This is a genomic window from Pseudaestuariivita rosea (assembly GCF_017592335.1).
Lineage (GTDB): Bacteria > Pseudomonadota > Alphaproteobacteria > Rhodobacterales > Rhodobacteraceae > Parasulfitobacter > Parasulfitobacter rosea.
Window position 1 is genome coordinate 21,444 of sequence record NZ_JACNMP010000005.1, and the last position, 14,240, is coordinate 35,683.

18 protein-coding genes are annotated in these 14,240 nt (G+C 63.4%); 2 read left to right on the forward strand and 16 right to left on the reverse strand.

Features of this window, described 5'->3' with window-relative positions:
- The first annotated feature begins 14 nt into the window (after positions 1 to 14).
- Together H7848_RS05195 and H7848_RS05200 are read left to right on the forward strand one after the other, a co-directional pair.
- Complete coding sequence (locus H7848_RS05195; protein WP_208348686.1) at positions 15 to 200, forward strand: type II toxin-antitoxin system HicA family toxin; 186 nt, start codon at positions 15 to 17, stop codon at positions 198 to 200.
- Between the two features lie 11 nt (positions 201 to 211).
- On the forward strand, positions 212 to 595 hold the full coding sequence (locus tag H7848_RS05200; protein WP_208348687.1) for a type II toxin-antitoxin system HicB family antitoxin: 384 nt from the start codon (positions 212 to 214) through the stop codon (positions 593 to 595).
- Here the strand turns inward: H7848_RS05200 and H7848_RS05205 are convergent.
- From H7848_RS05205 to H7848_RS05280, 16 genes are all read right to left on the reverse strand, one after another.
- Positions 592 to 1,371: an NlpC/P60 family protein gene (locus H7848_RS05205; RefSeq protein ID WP_272874380.1), complete on the reverse strand. Its 780-nt coding sequence runs from the start codon at positions 1,369 to 1,371 to the stop codon at positions 592 to 594. The genes H7848_RS05200 and H7848_RS05205 overlap by 4 nt on opposite strands.
- Before the next feature lie 5 nt (positions 1,372 to 1,376).
- Positions 1,377 to 2,138: a phage minor tail protein L gene (locus tag H7848_RS05210; protein WP_208348689.1), complete on the reverse strand. Its 762-nt coding sequence runs from the start codon at positions 2,136 to 2,138 to the stop codon at positions 1,377 to 1,379.
- Positions 2,138 to 2,500 carry a phage tail protein gene (locus H7848_RS05215; protein ID WP_208348690.1) on the reverse strand — a complete coding sequence of 121 codons (363 nt, stop codon included), beginning with the start codon at positions 2,498 to 2,500 and terminating at the stop codon, positions 2,138 to 2,140. The genes H7848_RS05210 and H7848_RS05215 overlap by 1 nt, the downstream gene beginning before the upstream one ends.
- Positions 2,500 to 5,793, reverse strand: coding sequence for a tape measure protein (locus tag H7848_RS20295; protein ID WP_208348693.1), 3,294 nt, complete (start codon positions 5,791 to 5,793; stop codon positions 2,500 to 2,502). Before H7848_RS20295 ends, H7848_RS05215 begins: the two co-directional genes overlap by 1 nt.
- Positions 5,790 to 5,933 (reverse strand): phage tail assembly chaperone, encoded by a 144-nt coding sequence (locus tag H7848_RS05225; protein WP_208348694.1) that lies wholly within the window; start codon positions 5,931 to 5,933, stop codon positions 5,790 to 5,792. The genes H7848_RS20295 and H7848_RS05225 overlap by 4 nt, the downstream gene beginning before the upstream one ends.
- Positions 5,933 to 6,298 carry a GTA-gp10 family protein gene (locus tag H7848_RS05230; RefSeq protein ID WP_208348695.1) on the reverse strand — a complete coding sequence of 122 codons (366 nt, stop codon included), beginning with the start codon at positions 6,296 to 6,298 and terminating at the stop codon, positions 5,933 to 5,935. The genes H7848_RS05225 and H7848_RS05230 overlap by 1 nt, the downstream gene beginning before the upstream one ends.
- Positions 6,295 to 6,723: a phage tail protein gene (locus tag H7848_RS05235; RefSeq protein ID WP_208348696.1), complete on the reverse strand. Its 429-nt coding sequence runs from the start codon at positions 6,721 to 6,723 to the stop codon at positions 6,295 to 6,297. The genes H7848_RS05230 and H7848_RS05235 overlap by 4 nt, the downstream gene beginning before the upstream one ends.
- Positions 6,708 to 7,163 carry a hypothetical protein gene (locus tag H7848_RS05240; protein WP_208348699.1) on the reverse strand — a complete coding sequence of 152 codons (456 nt, stop codon included), beginning with the start codon at positions 7,161 to 7,163 and terminating at the stop codon, positions 6,708 to 6,710. The genes H7848_RS05235 and H7848_RS05240 overlap by 16 nt, the downstream gene beginning before the upstream one ends.
- Positions 7,160 to 7,540 carry an HK97-gp10 family putative phage morphogenesis protein gene (locus H7848_RS05245; protein ID WP_208348702.1) on the reverse strand — a complete coding sequence of 127 codons (381 nt, stop codon included), beginning with the start codon at positions 7,538 to 7,540 and terminating at the stop codon, positions 7,160 to 7,162. Before H7848_RS05245 ends, H7848_RS05240 begins: the two co-directional genes overlap by 4 nt.
- 2 nt (positions 7,541 to 7,542) lie before the next feature.
- Positions 7,543 to 8,121 (reverse strand): head-tail connector protein, encoded by a 579-nt coding sequence (locus H7848_RS05250; protein ID WP_208348705.1) that lies wholly within the window; start codon positions 8,119 to 8,121, stop codon positions 7,543 to 7,545.
- A gap of 13 nt (positions 8,122 to 8,134) precedes the next feature.
- The gene (locus H7848_RS05255) at positions 8,135 to 8,455 is read right to left on the reverse strand and encodes a hypothetical protein (protein WP_208348708.1); all 321 of its coding nucleotides are present in this window, start codon (positions 8,453 to 8,455) and stop codon (positions 8,135 to 8,137) included.
- A 38-nt stretch (positions 8,456 to 8,493) separates the two neighbouring features.
- A complete protein-coding gene (locus H7848_RS05260) occupies positions 8,494 to 9,813 on the reverse strand; it encodes a phage major capsid protein (protein WP_208348710.1) in 1,320 nt (439 codons plus the stop codon).
- An 84-nt stretch (positions 9,814 to 9,897) separates the two neighbouring features.
- On the reverse strand, positions 9,898 to 10,818 hold the full coding sequence (locus tag H7848_RS05265) for a S49 family peptidase (protein WP_208348712.1): 921 nt from the start codon (positions 10,816 to 10,818) through the stop codon (positions 9,898 to 9,900).
- Positions 10,808 to 11,950 (reverse strand): phage portal protein, encoded by a 1,143-nt coding sequence (locus H7848_RS05270; RefSeq protein WP_419555494.1) that lies wholly within the window; start codon positions 11,948 to 11,950, stop codon positions 10,808 to 10,810. The genes H7848_RS05265 and H7848_RS05270 overlap by 11 nt, the downstream gene beginning before the upstream one ends.
- A 140-nt stretch (positions 11,951 to 12,090) precedes the next feature.
- The gene (locus tag H7848_RS05275) at positions 12,091 to 13,752 is read right to left on the reverse strand and encodes a terminase large subunit (RefSeq protein ID WP_208348716.1); all 1,662 of its coding nucleotides are present in this window, start codon (positions 13,750 to 13,752) and stop codon (positions 12,091 to 12,093) included.
- Positions 13,739 to 14,176 carry a phage terminase small subunit P27 family gene (locus H7848_RS05280; RefSeq protein ID WP_208348719.1) on the reverse strand — a complete coding sequence of 146 codons (438 nt, stop codon included), beginning with the start codon at positions 14,174 to 14,176 and terminating at the stop codon, positions 13,739 to 13,741. Before H7848_RS05280 ends, H7848_RS05275 begins: the two co-directional genes overlap by 14 nt.
- Between the last annotated feature and the right edge of the window lie 64 nt (positions 14,177 to 14,240).

The window sequence follows — 14,240 nt, forward strand, 5'->3', positions numbered from 1 at the left end:
GTGCATAAAAAACCGTGACCAAGAGACGCGATATCATCAAGGCGCTGGAAGCGGCCGGGTTTGTCAGCAAAGGTGGCACCAACCACGAGAAGTGGCTCCACGCAGATGGGCGCAGCACCATTGTGGGACGCCACAAGGACATCCCGCTGCCAACCGCCCGGATGATCGCAAAGCAGGCTAAAATCAAACTGCCGAAGTAGGAAAGACCGAGATGCCAAAGACGATCAGTAAGGAAGTCCGGCTCTACCCCGTGGTTCTGCACCGGGAGGGCGATATCTGGGGGTATTTCAGCCCGGAATTCGGCGGCGGCGGCGCGGCCACCGAGGCCGATGCCCTGCGTCTGGCCCAGGAGATGGTGGAGAGTGCCCTGGCAGAGCTCTCCGAAGAGGGCCAGGACCTGCCCGAGCCCACAGGACTTGAGCACCTTGAAACAGATGGCGGCAAACTGGTGTTCATTCCGGCGATGATCAGCAATGCGGCCGAGCGCATTTTTCTCACCTTGCCAAAATCCCTGATTGCCCGGATCGATGCGGTTACAAGCAATCGGTCTGCGTTTTTCGCGGAACTGGCGCGCGAACGTTTGGAGTCGCATTAAGCCCCCTTAAACCTCAACCAATGGGTGATGTGTTTCAGCTTGCGGGCAATGGGTTCGCGATGGGACAGGTTGCCCTGCATGTGTTCCAGCAGTAGCCCGTCGCCCAGGTAAATCCCGCCGTGGTTCGGCACGCGGGACCGCACTGCCATCAGGTAGACATCGCCCGGTTGGGCGATGGCGGCATAGGTTTCCGGGGCCGTGGACAAGATTTCGAACCGCTGCCCATGCAGATTGTCCAGGTACATCCCGGTTTTGAGATCCTTCTCGGTCCACCATTCCCAGTCGCGTGGCATCTCGTCGAGGATCTCGCCGTAGACCTCGGCATAGAAATCCCGAATGAGCGTATAGCAATCGCTCACCCCATGCAGAAAGGCGCGGGGCACATGCAGATCGCCCTGGAACACCGGCGGGCGTGTCCCGCCCCAATGGCAGGCGAGCGCCGCACTGTCCTCGCCCGGCACCAGGATCGCCCAGGGCACATCGGTCTCGATCTGGCCCAGCATATCGGCTTTCGACGGCCACCAGGGCCCGCCGGGATGGGAATGGATCACACCTTCCAGATCGCCTGCCGCATAGGCTTCTGCAATGTCTTTTGGCGCGATCTCAAAAGCCGCTGTGGGATCCGCGGCCCGGTTTTCGCAGGGCACGAAGTTCCCCGCCCGAACCAGCCCACAGCGCTCGACCGTTGGGTCTTCACAGACCCAGGCCATGGCCTCCTTTAAAACCGCCTTCGTAAACGGGGCCACTGGCTGGCGAAAGAAATCAGGACGGAGCATTGTTCTTACGCCCGGAACTTTCCAGCGCCGGGGAACCCGCCGAAGGGCAGTCTGGCATTTTCCCCGAAGCGCAATTTGCAATCGGTGAGACTTTTGCCGCAGCGATCCTGGGTGACAGACTCCACCCTATTGCCATTGGCGTCAAAATACATCGGGCCGACATAGGGACAGGTGGCATTGGTGTAATCGAAGGTCCCATCCGGATTGGCCCGCCGATAGGTCCACTGGCAATAGTTCAGCACCTGGCGGCGGGGCAGTATGACGTCTTCCAGATCCAGCGCGGCCTGCAGTTGGAATTCGACCATCACTGGCGTCTGGTTGGTCTTCTGCGCGACGATATAGATCTGCACGCCCAGATGCGCCTGCGGATTGGGATCGTCCCCATCGTCGAGGTGCTTGCGCAGGGTTTGCATGCGGGTGAGTGTCGCGCCCAGAAAGTCATTATAGACCTCGACCAGGGACAACAGGAAGGCCGCGGCCGAGGCCTGATCCCCATCCTCCCGCGCCATCAGAAAGCGCACCGTGGGCCTCGGCAAAGGTCCACCAGCCACCCAGTCCCAGCCCTCGGACTCAAACGGAATGACCGTATAGCTTTGACCCGCAAAGACGGGCACCTGCTGTTGTCCCGCCGCATTGACAACAGGCGTCGGCGCGAAGTGATAGACATCTCCGCCGATCTTGCGGGCATCGACGGTAAAAAGATCAATGACCTCGCCCACCTCGAATGTTTCCAGTTCGGCCCGGACGCTGTCGACAAATTCATCCATCACAGAATATCAAACTCCTGTCTGAAAGTGGCGCGCAGGCGCCAGAAAGGCGTTGTGCCACGCCAGCCGATCGGGGCCTGTGTCCAGGCCGCGCATGTCCAAAGCCGCGCGGTGCTTTGCCAGGGCAGCTGATAGAGAAAGGCCTCGGCCCCGCGGCGCGCGGCCAGGAACCGGGCGATGACGTCTTTGTCCGGCTCGGCCAGGTCCCAGACCAGGGCCGCGGTTTGGCGCAGCGCATTGGGACCGGTTGTCGAGCGCTGGCTGTAGCCGCCCTCGAACTCGGCCCGGCGCGTGCTTGTCTCGTAGCGCTCTTCATAGCCCTCGATCGTGGGCTGGACGGGCGGGGCAAAGACCAGAGCCATCAGGTACCCCTTTTGCGCTCATAGGTCTGATCCAGATACCCGCCGCCGCGGGATGCCCTCTGCAGGCTGCGGGCAAACATCTGCTCAAACATCCCCTCAAACTGACGGACCATTTCACCCGCCATCGCATCCGGTTCGTCAGATTGGGTGTGGATCACAATATCGCCGGTAAAGCTGACACTGACATGCATGCCGCCCTCGGCAGACCCCGCACTGGATGTCATCCCCTCAGGGATCACCGGCACCTGGGCTGTGACGCCAAGGCGCCCATCGGGCCCACGCTCCAGGGGTAGAATGGCCTCTGGTCCCGCTTCGCCCATCACCCCAAGCCGACCGCCGCCATACATAAACCCGGTCGGCCGGGTGACGACACCGCCGCGCGCAAAGGGCGTGACATCGCCGCGGTCAAAGACGTTACCGCGGGCGCTGAAGAGCGACACACCGAAGGAGGCCAGCGCTCCGCCCAGTCCGCCGCCACCTCCGCCGCCCAGGCCTGCAAAAGCACCGGCGATCCGCTCGGCAATGATGTCAAAGATCTGATCGGCTGCCAGATCGTAAAGCCGATCCGAGATCGAACCGATGGCATCGGCGACATCGCCGGTGCGGCGATAGGCTTCCAGGGCGCCTTTGACCACGCTTTCAGTGGCCCGTTCGCTGGCTGTTTTCACCTCGTCCAGCCGTTTCTTGTAGTCATCCAGCTGCGCATTAACAACGTCTTGGGCATCGGCTTCGCTCAAACCTGAAGAGATCAGCTGTGGCATCAACGCCAGCAAGCGTTCCTTTTCGCGGGTGATTTTTTCGGCGTCTGAAAGCGTTCGCGCTTCATACTCTGCAATAGCCGCGGCCGCCTCTCTTTCCTTATCGCGCGCCTCCTGGCGGGCCAATCGACCTGCATCCGACCCGGCAAAAGCCCCACCCTCGATCTGCTGTCGGCGCAAAAGATAAGCCTCCTCGGCCCGCGTCAGATCCTCTTGCGCCGCTCCGGCCGCTTTCAGTTCGGCCACAATGCCGCGATAGCGCGCCTCTTCCCGCGCCAGGGCTTGTTGGCGCCGATCGAGCTGACCGATTGCAGCTTCCGAGGCATAGTTTCGCGCGGCGTCCTGCGCGTCCTGCAGGGCCTCGGTGCGCTCGCGCTCGGCCGCGACCACGCCCAGGATCTCGCGCGCGGCCTCGCGGTAGAGCGCGTTGATCTGCTCGACCTCAGACAAATCGGCGGCCCCCGCCAGCGCCTGATCGCGGGCCTGCCGCGCGGCCGCCAGATCCTCTTCAACGCGCAGACTTGAGCGCAATCGCGGGATCAGCCGGATCAGCCCATCCACCTGACCTGCGGCCGTGGCCGCCGCAGTGCCCAGGTTTTCTGCGGCCTCCGTACCGCTGTCCAGTCCACCTTCGAGCGCCGGCGTCCCATCAGTCAATATCCTGATCTGGTCGTCCAGGGCGGCCATTTTCAATTGCGCCTCATCGGTCTGAACCGCCAGGGCGATGACCTCTTTTTGCAGATCGGTCAGTGGCTCGCCCGCGGCCGCAGCGGTCTGGGCTGTTGCCAAAAACTCCTGTCGCATGGCTTGCATGTCCGCCTCAAAGCCGTCGCGATCGAGCAGGACCTCAAAGGCCATGCCGAGACCGGAGCCAGGCCCGCGCAGTCCGGTCTGTAGCGCAAGACTGCTGTCAGTGATCAGTTTTTCCAAATCCTGCTGCGCCTGTTGCCGCTGCACCTGCAATTGCGCGATGAGATTGCGGCTCATCTCTTCATTGGCCGCAATCCGACGCTTGATGTTGGCGACATCGGCGTCTGCGGCCTCTTTTGAGGCCTGTTCGCCGGCGCGGATGGCTGCTTCGACCCGCTGATTGGCCTTTTCAAGCAAGTCATAATCTTTCGCCAGGCTGCGATTGACATCACCGAGCCGCGACAGATCCGTCTCAAGGGTCTGCAAGGTGTCAGAGAGCCGATCGCCGGTGGACTGCATGGTGGCAAAATAGCCCACGGCCAGACTGAGCCCGGTCAGGGCCAACCCGAGCGGGCCGCCAAAAAAGGCCATCACCCCGCGCAGCGCGGTCATGGATCCGGTTGTGACACGCGCGGCCAGCGAGAGCCGCCGCAGGGCGGCCTCCTGCCGGGCTGTGGCGGTCAAAATGCCGGTGCTGGCGGCCAGTTGCTGACGGATTGCGGCATTGAGCGCCTTTTGCTCGCGGGTCAGCTGCGCTTTGCTGGCTCCTTCCTGGCGCATGAGCAGGAGATTGGTTTGCCGTTTGCGCACTTCAGCATCGGCGGCGGCGCGAGCGAGTTTCGATTGCGTTAGCTGTGCCTGTGCTGCCTGGACATCCTGTTGCCGGGCCTGGGCGGCAGATTGGAACGAGCGCGTCAAAGCCCCCAGACCGCGTGCACCTGCAAGCCCCAGAGCTGCAGTCGTCACCAACGTGAAGGCCCGCGCCACAGTCTCCGCACCGCCGGCATTTTCCGACAGGATGCGCCCCAGACCCGCCATCGCGCCATTCATGGCCTCGGTCGCGCCGAGGCTCTCATCAAGTTGGCCCACATAGGCCACAAGTCCGGTGCGCAGGATGGCAAAGGCTTCTTCGCCCGACACGGCGAGCCGGTCAAAATTTGCATCGGCCGATGTGGCCAGACTGTCCAGGGCCTCCAGCACCACATCCGTGGTCAGTGCCTGGGCTTCGGCTGTCGCCCGCAATTCGGCCCGTGTGACGCCTGCCGCTTGCGCCAGCGCGTCCAGGAACTCCACCGGGGCGGTTTCCCGGATCGACCGGAATTCGTCCCCCGAGAGCACACCCGATTGCAGGGCCTGACCGAGCTGCAGCGTCACCGAAGAGCGCTCGGCCCCGGTGGCCCCGCCTGCGGCCAGCAGTTTCTGCAGGGTTTCCACCCGCCGCACTGTGGTCTCTAGGTCGTCGCCCGTCGAGCGCGACAAACGCTGCACCGCCGCGGCCGTGCCTTCCAGCGAACTGCGGGTCCGCAGTGCGAGCCCCACCAGCGCCTCTTCGGCGGCCGTGCCGCTTTCGCCGATCGACAGCAACCGCCGTTCCACGCTGCGCCAGGCCTCGCCATATTGCCGCAATTGCGCCAGCGCCGCCCCAGAGAGAACCCCCGTCAGACCCGCCACCGCGGTCCGCATACCTGTGATCGCACGCGTGGACCGTTCCCATCGTTTGTCGATCCGATTGAGACGGGTGTTGGTCAGGCGTTCCTGACGCGCCAGGCTGCGATCATAGCGCGCGGCCCCCCGGTCATAGGATCGGGTATCGGCCAGATATTCCGTCAGAATGACGTTTTTCATCGCCGCATTTCTTTCGGAGCCTGTGCCTCATAGAGACGCAGTTGCAGCTCCCAGGCCGCCCAGAACTCCTGCGGGGTGGCCGCCCAGAATTCAGACGGGGGCCAGCGCAGCACCCCGGTGGCCGCAGCGCAATGCTGCATCAGCCAGCCGCCTCGGTCGCCAGATGCGGCAGCAGCTCTGTGTCGAGCTTTTTTTTTGCCTCTGCCGGCGCGTAAAGACAGTGCGTCAGATAGACCACAAGCGCCTCGCGCACCGGGGCGGCGGTCAGACGCAATTCAAAGATCGCCTTGCCAAGCGCCTCCATCGAGCTGAACCCGGCGCCACCCGCTTCACAGGCACACCAGAAGATGATCACCGCTTCCTCGATCTTCAGACGACCTGCCAGCGCCAGGTCCAGAAGCTCGGCGATCGTCAGATCGCTGCGCGCCTCAATATCGCGCATTGCCTGATAGCTGGGGCGCATGACATAGCGCTCGCCCCCCAGCTCCAAAACCTGCAGGCTCATGGTCCGGCCGGAGGGGCGGGGGTGACGATATGGGTGGTGTTGTCCACAAAGGACAACGTCACCTCTGTGGTGACCACACCCTCGACATTAGTGGTCTCATTGCCGAGGGTGACCATGGCCTGGCCGCTCCGGCCCTCGCCGCCCTCTTTGGGGTCCTTGTATTCTGCAGCAATGATCTCACCACTCTCGGCCACCTGGCGCAATCGGTTATGGACGGCGAGTACGGGGCGTTCTTTCTCAAAACTGAAGGTCACGGTCTCACCGGCCTCGGTCTGATAGGGGTGCTTACCGTTCTTGGTCACCGAGATTTCGGCGGTGCGACCCGAGGCATAGGTGGCATCGCCCTGATAAGGCACCTCCACCATGGTCCTGGTCCCGTCGTCGATAAAGACCAGAACCTCTTTGCCGTTTACTGCTGTTGCCATCGTTTTTCTCCTAGGCTTGTGTTGAATTGACTGAGCCCGTGCATCTGACGGGCGGGGCGGCTGGTGGTTTCGGCCTCCTCTTCGGTCAGCGCCGATGAGAGGTGAGTGATCGGAGCGGCGCCCGGCAGCGGGGCCCAGTCCTCAAGTGCCGCGACGCAGAGCGCCTGCAGCTCCGGAACGAGGTGCACCGCTTCGGTGGACCGGTCGCTGCGGATGTCATCAAAGACATGTACGGCGAAACGACAGAGCCCATGGGTGGCACCTGGTCGCCGACCGGGCAAGAGAAAGAGCCCGTCCACGCGAACATGCAGGTGGTCCTCGCGCTTGGGCACAAAATCATAAACGGGCACCACCCGCCCTGACGGACCCGCCGTCTGCAAAGCTGCTTTCAGGCGCGCCACAAGAGCGGGCAGCAGATCCCCCAGGCTGACCGCGGTCATGACCGCAGCGCCTTCCGGACGGCCCGGCCCATGCGGCGCAGATGCGGGGCATCCTCCTGCGCCACCGCCTGGTCATGGAACGGACGGGCCTGCAGGCGGCGTGTGCCGTCATGGACAAAACGCGCGTAAAAGGCCTCCCGCCGGGCCCTGCGTGTCAGATAGCCCACCCGCCCGAGCTTACGGGCCCGACTGATCGATTTGCGGTAAAACCGCGACAGACGCCCGCTGCGCCGTCGCACCATGGCCTGGATATTCTGCCGCCCGGCGCGGTGAACCGCATCGACGGTCTCGGCAAGCGCGTCCAGACTGGCCTCTTCCAGCGCAGAGACCGACCGCCGGACCCTCGCCCGGGCGCGTTTAAAGCCCTTTGCCCGCATCTTTACCCCCGCTCACAGATTTTCGGCCGACGGTAGCGGATCTGCTTGATCATCCGCGTGGCCCCCATCAGATACTGTGGTGCGCTCTTGCTCTCCGGGCTGACGCCTTCGTCAAACCAGTCGCGCGTGATCAGGATGATTGCCTGCAGGAGCCCCGCCGGAGCCTCAGCCGGGGCGGCATAGCCAATCTCGGCCTCCAGGATCAGCTCCCGGGTCTCCGCAGGTACCAACCCCTCTGGCAGCGTGACCTGCGGTTCATCCCCCCCGCGCCAGAGCTGCACCGCGGACAGATCGAGGGCTGTCGCCGCCCCGCTCTCGGGGGCGGCCAGCAGCCCCGTGATCAGCCGCACCGGACGGACCGGCAGCCACCAGCGCCGCAGATCCGTGGCCGGCAGGGTAAATCGACAGGTCATCGGTACCGCCGCATGATTGGTCGCCCGCAACACCACATCCTGCGCCGCCCGCAGATAAAGCGCGATCACATCATCCTCCTGGATTTGATCCGGCCGCAGATGCACCGCTTTACGGAAGTCCTCGACCGTGACGGCCGAGGGCACCTGATCCGCATTGAGGATTTCCATGCCGCCAGGCCCGTCAGCCTTTGGATTTTGCGGGCTGTTTCACCCCTTGAGGGGCTGGATCCTTGGGCGCAGGCTCTTTTGCAGCTGGCTTCGCGCCCTGCGGGACGGGCTCTTTTGGTGCTGGTTCTTTGACGGGGCCCGGTTCCGTCGCGGCTGCAGGCGCTGGCGCGGGGACAGGCTCTGGGGCCTGCAGAACACTCTCCGCGGCCTCCGGATCAATCTCAACAGCGACCTTGGCCAGCTGCGTCAGATTATAGGCCACATCGTCACTGAAGCTGGCCCGTTCGCCCTTGGTATAGACGCCGTGTTGCGTGGTGAATTGAACGATTTTCATCTGGATTTCCTTTTTGAGTTTGAAGGGGAGGGCGCGGGTCAGAGCGTCCAGTTCTTGACCCGCAGAATGCCGATGGCCTCATCATGCATTGGCGCGATATCGTGCTCGGCAATGGCGCGCATGACGGTCTGATCGGTGGCAAAGGCCGAGACCATCTGACCCCCGGTATCGACATATGCCGCGACGTCTGAAGTGGCCGCCGTGATCTGCAGCGTGTCCCCGATCATGATCTGGCTGAAATCGGCAAAGGTGATCTCGCTGTAATCGGTATCCACCCCGATGGTCAGATTGATCGGGATCTGGCTCGTCACCCGGATTGGATAGCCGCGCAATGTGCCCGAGGCCTCGATGCTGGGAAAGATATAGGCGCCGGAGTTCGGATCGCGCAGGCTGGCCAGGAAGTCCCTAACCGTGGCCCGCATGATCCAGCCGCAGCTCATCATCGGGACATTCTTGTCTTCAACCAGGCTGACAATCCGGCGGATGGCCTGCTCGGCGGCCAACGGCGTGTTCAGTGCCATATCGATCAGCTGATCCGGCAAAACCCAGTGGCGCAGGCCCCTGGGAGCCTCATTTGAGCCATCAAATCGCAGAAACGCCACATCGTTTTTCAGGCCCATCTGCTCAATCATCAGATCCCGCACCACACGGCCTATTCCGATCGAGGACTGTCGCATCAGCGAATTGCCAATGGGCACAAGCGAGGTCAGTTTGCGGAACTTCTCGTCCACTGCATCGAAACTGGGCTCACTGGCCTGGATCGTCTGGTTTTCTCCGGCATAATTCGCCGTAGGCCCCGAGGCCACACGCGCATTGCGCAGCTGACCGGCCGGCATGTCATGCACCCGCGCCCCGGACGCCCGCACCGTCACCCGCGGGGTCAGCAAATCGATCAGTTCCTGTGACAGGGGCCGCGGGATCGTCACCCCGCCACCGGCATCGGTTACACCACTTAAGGCGGCAGAAATGCCACTGTGACCGGCTGCCTCGAGTTGCGCGGCCGCGCGCTCCACATCGTTGCGGTGATTGGCAAGCGCGCCGAACATCAGCCCGGCCGCCACACCTTTGTCCTCTTCGGTGAGCGCCACGGCCGGAACCGTTGGTGCAGTGGGGGGCGTGGCTGTCGCTTCCGGTTGCGCGCTCACAGCCCGGGCCGCCTCAACCGCCTCGGCCCGTTTGACCTGATCGTCCAGCCGCTTGAACCGCGCCTCGGCCTCGTCAAAAGCCGCAACAGCGGCTGTCACCGCCTCTATATCGGCGTTCTCCTGGTCTTCCAGAGCCGCCAGCGCATCGGCGGCCGTCTGCATGGCCTCTGCGGCCGCCCTGCGGTCCCGCCGCAGGTCGTTGATATCGGGCATCTCTTTTCTCCTTTTCAGCCTGACAGATTGCCCGGCCCCCATGGCCCGGACGGGATTTCAGATCATGGTCTGTGGGGTTGCGCGTCAGCCGGTCGCGGCGATGGCGCGGGCCGCCTGCGCCTTGGCCTGGCGGCCGCGGGCGGATCGGATCTGTGGCCGCTGCGCAGATTTGGGCGGATAGCTCTCCATCATGCGATCATAAAAGACCTCGCGCGTGGCTGTTGCATCCGCAAACCCGCGGGTCTGCGCCACCGCGGGCGAGAAGGTCGCGCCGCCGTCGGTGACATCCTGACTGACCGCATTGGCCGCCAGAAACTGCTCCCGGGTCATTCCGCGGCCGCGCTGCACGGCTGCGGCAAACTCGGCCTCGACCTCATCGAGCGCGCGCTGCAGTTCCGTCTGGCCGCGGTCGGTCGAAGGATCGGGGGCCTTGGCCCTGGCATGGGATGAGGTCAGCACATAAAGCCGGTCGCCAAAGAGACTGGGCCCCACCGGAGCCGAGGCCATCTGCATCACTCCGATCGAACCCACCAAAGACCCAGGGGCCATGGTGATGTCCCGCGCCTGGCTGGCGAGCCAATAGCCGCCACTCGCTGCCAGCGGATCGACAAAGGCATGCACGGGCTTGACCCGGCCCGCGGCCGCAATGGCCTCGGCCGCCCCGGAGGCCCCAAGGGCCATACCGCCTGGCGTGTCGAGCTCCAGCACGATGGCCGTGACCGACGGGGCCGCTGCCAGATCCTGCACAGCCTGGGCAATCCCATGATAGGTCGACCAGCCAAACCAGCGCGCCAGACGGTCGTTGTTTGGCGTCAGGACCCCGCGCACCGGCACGATCCCCAGGCCCTGCGTGATCTGGATCCCGGAGGTTTCACCCGCGACTTGCCCATTGGGTGATGCCGCCGTTTGGTCGGGCAAGGTCTGTTGCAACTGACTGCGGGCATGATCTGGAGCCAGCACCACCGGCGCATCGCTCACCAGGGTCGCCACTGTTCTAACCGTCATCCTCGTCCTCCACTTCGTCATCGTCAGGCCCCGCCGTCTCGCTGCGGGTCATGTTCGGCGGCGGGTTCAATGTATCATCGCCCGGCGTGATCGGCAGATTGGCAATCTGTTGCGCCGTATTAGGGCTCATGATCGGCCCGCCCGTGGCCAGGACCAGCGCCTCATATTGATCCCGCACCGTGGGCTGCATCAGCCGCCCGAAGTCGTGGCGGAAAAACAGCCCGCGCTCACGGCGCTCGCGCTCCGTCAGCAAGGTCAGATTGGCCTGCGCCTCCACCTGATCGGCCCAATGCAGCAGACAATCCGTGCGATAATCGATCGCCTGCTGTTCGCCGTTGGCCTTCACCCCATATTCGAGCATCTGTAGCTTCGAAGGCGGCATCCGATACATCGCCGCGATCTGTTCGCGGTCCATCTTGCGCGAGGCCAATAGCTCCTGATCGGCCGCCGAGATGTCGAGGCTTTTGATATCCTCGGTGGCCGACAGCACCGGAAACCCTGCCGCTTCAGGGTTCAGGAGCGCCTCCCGCACGCGCTGCGCATTGCGCACCCGCGCCTCCTCATCCTCATAGGTCTCTTCCAGCTTGATCACCGCCTTGAACGTCCCGCCCTGGGCGGTGCGACCGGCCGCCTGTTGACCTGCCAGCGCCAGGGCTACACTGTCGCTGGCCACCTGGATGGGCGAGCGGCCGCGCCAGCCGTCCTGCGGCAGATATCGCAGATGCACCATCGCGCGCGCCGGGACCCGCCGCGGGATATCCGCCCCATCGACAAAATCATAAAACCGGACGCGGTCGGTTTTCAGAAGACCCACCGAGGATTGCGGCACCAGCTCAATCATCTCGATCTCGCCACCGCCATCACGCGGCGCATAGGCATAGCTGTTGCCCCGCAACGCCAGGGCATAGACCAGCACAAACCGCAGCACCTTGGCCGACATCCCCGCGCCGCATTCGACATTGAGGAGATATTCCAGCGGATGCTCCCGCACCCGGACCTCTTCGCCGCCCGCTTTGCGCTCATAGACCTTCAACGGCACCTTGCTCAGATCGCCCGCGATGATGTTGCAACAGGCAAAGACTGTCGCATGACGTTCGGCGAGCTCCGCCGAGACCCGTGGCAAACCCCGCATGGCGGGCGGGCTGCCCCATCCTACCTCCGTGAGCCAGGGTTTCGGGGTCGCCGTCCCCGACGGCTCTGCCGACACCAACGGCGGCTCAACCCGGACGGGCTCTTGGGAACCCGCGCGGCTGATCTCAAAGCCCAGAAGCCTCATACGATCGGCACATCCCGCGGTTTGCGTTTTTCGAGCGCCGCCTCGGCCCGTCCAAGCGCCATGATTGCCGCCACTGCCGGATCAATCCGATGTTTCGACTTGCGCTTGTTGGGTTTGATATTTTCGGCCGCATCCATGTCCATCACCACATTGCCCACAGCCCAGGCCAGAAGCGGATTGCCCCCATGGCGCACCCGACCTTGCATCACGGCTGTTTCAAACCGTTTCGAGGGCGCAGACATCGAGGCATAACCCTGGCGATGTTCGGACAGTGGAAAACGCCGTTTGTCGAGTTCCTTGGCGACATATTTCATGCCCCAGGGGTCATAGGCCACCTCCTGCAGGTCAAACCGCGCCCGCAGCCACATCAACCGCTCGATCACCTGATCCTCATCGATCGAGCCGCCGCGATGCACCTCAAGCCAGCCCTCATCGCGCCAGGTCACATAGGCGCGGTTTTCGGTCTGTGCCCGCGCTACAAACCCCTTGGCCCCTTCGGCGATAAAGCTGTAGCAGATCAGGTAAATTTGGCCGTCCTTTGGCACCGCGACCGCAATCGCGGTCAGATCCGTGGTCCGCGACAGATCCACCCCCACATAGGCCCGGCGTCCGTAAAGGCTTTCACGCTCAAACGGTACTGCGCCGGTATCCCAGATGTCCCGCCCAATCCAGGTCTGATCGCCCTCGGTCCAGAGATTGAGATGCAACCGGCGGAAGTTCGGCATCTGCCCCTGAATGGCCAGCGCCCGAGTATAAATTGCCTCAAAATCCTCCTCCCGGAACGCAATGCCGAGGTTCGGATTGCCCATGCGCCAGGCCACGGGATCCCCAGGATCGCAGTCCTCGGGTGGTTCGGCCACATAGGCAAAAAATGTATCATCGCTGACATCCCCCCGCAGCACCTGTTCGGCATAGGTGCGGATTTCGCCACAGATCGACATCCGGTCCGCCCCGGCCGTCGTGATCGCCCAATCAATGGGCTGCGCCCGACCCACCATCGAATTGACCACAACTTCGGCCAGTTCCCGATCCGTCCAGCGGTGCACCTCATCGCGGGCGGCAAAATGCGGGTTGATCCCGTCCGCGGCATTGCCGTCGCGGCTCAGACAGGCGATCATCCCATCGGTGGCCTCGGTCACGATACTGTTCTGATAGACCGCCATCAGTTGCGACAGTGCGCCCGACCGGCGGATCATCCGTTTCATCTCCCGAAAGAGCAGCGAGGCCTGGTCCCGTGTTGTGGCCGCGCAATAGCCCTGCGGGGCCGCTTCTCCATCGAAAAGCTGCGTATAGAGCATCGGGATCGCCGTATCGGTCGTCTTGCCGTTTTTCTTGCCCACCTGATGATAAGTCAGACGAAACCGGCGGTGGCCGGTTTCCATATGCTTCCAACCGAAGATCGAACCATGCCGGAAGACCTGCCAGGGCTGCAGGTCCAGCGGTTTCCCGGCCAGCGGCCCGGTCGTATGACGAACGAGACCCGCAAAGCGCAAAACCCGATTGGCCGCAGCACAATCAAAGATCAGACCCCGCTCGGCGCCATTGTCCAGATCCCGCAGGTGCCGTTCGCAGGCCAGATGCACCAACCGGCCCGCCACCGCACGCCCCGAGACCACATCCAGTGCATAGCGCGAGACCGGATGATCAATCGGATCCATTCAACTGCTCCATCAGATCGCGGAAGAGATCGCCCTGGTCGGTATTCTGCAGCCGTGCCTCATCGACCGGCGACATGCCAAAGAGCGCACCCACCTGACGCATGTTCGCCAGAGCGTCCTGCCGCAGCCCCCAGGCGGCGCGTTTCTTTTCCTGATGCCCGTTGCGGGTCTGCACGGTGTAATACATTCCCTCCAGCGCCAGGCAGGCCGTCGCCCGCACATAATCGGCCGCCGCCTCGCAATAAGCTGCAAAGAGATCCTCATGAGATGGCGCCAGCCGTCCCTTGGCTACGAGCCCCTCGGCCAGTCGCGCCCAGACCGCGCGGCCCTCATCGGTCATCCAATCGGGCGGCTGCGGCACCTGGGGCGTCTCATCGCCCTTCATCGGCACCACAACGGAAAGTTTCGGCTTTTGGCCTTTCATCGGATCCTTCAGTTTCCCCTGTCAGGGTGGGCTTTTTTTCTCAATTCGGGCTGACCATACAGAA

What these genes read in the sequence shown, in the direction of transcription:
- H7848_RS05205 (WP_272874380.1), bottom strand. Translation starts at nt 1,371, where the DNA reads ATGCTCCGTCCTGATTTCTTTCGCCAGCCAGTGGCCCCGTTTACGAAG.
- H7848_RS05210 (WP_208348689.1), bottom strand. Translation starts at nt 2,138, where the DNA reads ATGGATGAATTTGTCGACAGCGTCCGGGCCGAACTGGAAACATTCGAG.
- H7848_RS05245 (WP_208348702.1), bottom strand. Translation starts at nt 7,540, where the DNA reads ATGCGGGCAAAGGGCTTTAAACGCGCCCGGGCGAGGGTCCGGCGGTCG.
- H7848_RS05215 (WP_208348690.1), bottom strand. Translation starts at nt 2,500, where the DNA reads ATGGCTCTGGTCTTTGCCCCGCCCGTCCAGCCCACGATCGAGGGCTAT.
- H7848_RS05275 (WP_208348716.1), bottom strand. Translation starts at nt 13,752, where the DNA reads ATGGATCCGATTGATCATCCGGTCTCGCGCTATGCACTGGATGTGGTC.
- H7848_RS05255 (WP_208348708.1), bottom strand. Translation starts at nt 8,455, where the DNA reads ATGAAAATCGTTCAATTCACCACGCAACACGGCGTCTATACCAAGGGC.
- H7848_RS05260 (WP_208348710.1), bottom strand. Translation starts at nt 9,813, where the DNA reads ATGCCCGATATCAACGACCTGCGGCGGGACCGCAGGGCGGCCGCAGAG.
- H7848_RS05270 (WP_419555494.1), bottom strand. Translation starts at nt 11,950, where the DNA reads ATGCGGGGTTTGCCACGGGTCTCGGCGGAGCTCGCCGAACGTCATGCG.
- H7848_RS20295 (WP_208348693.1), bottom strand. Translation starts at nt 5,793, where the DNA reads ATGAAAAACGTCATTCTGACGGAATATCTGGCCGATACCCGATCCTAT.
- H7848_RS05230 (WP_208348695.1), bottom strand. Translation starts at nt 6,298, where the DNA reads ATGAGCCTGCAGGTTTTGGAGCTGGGGGGCGAGCGCTATGTCATGCGC.
- H7848_RS05240 (WP_208348699.1), bottom strand. Translation starts at nt 7,163, where the DNA reads ATGACCGCGGTCAGCCTGGGGGATCTGCTGCCCGCTCTTGTGGCGCGC.
- H7848_RS05280 (WP_208348719.1), bottom strand. Translation starts at nt 14,176, where the DNA reads ATGAAAGGCCAAAAGCCGAAACTTTCCGTTGTGGTGCCGATGAAGGGC.
- H7848_RS05200 (WP_208348687.1), top strand. Translation starts at nt 212, where the DNA reads ATGCCAAAGACGATCAGTAAGGAAGTCCGGCTCTACCCCGTGGTTCTG.
- H7848_RS05225 (WP_208348694.1), bottom strand. Translation starts at nt 5,933, where the DNA reads ATGCAGCATTGCGCTGCGGCCACCGGGGTGCTGCGCTGGCCCCCGTCT.
- H7848_RS05250 (WP_208348705.1), bottom strand. Translation starts at nt 8,121, where the DNA reads ATGGAAATCCTCAATGCGGATCAGGTGCCCTCGGCCGTCACGGTCGAG.
- H7848_RS05265 (WP_208348712.1), bottom strand. Translation starts at nt 10,818, where the DNA reads ATGACGGTTAGAACAGTGGCGACCCTGGTGAGCGATGCGCCGGTGGTG.
- H7848_RS05235 (WP_208348696.1), bottom strand. Translation starts at nt 6,723, where the DNA reads ATGGCAACAGCAGTAAACGGCAAAGAGGTTCTGGTCTTTATCGACGAC.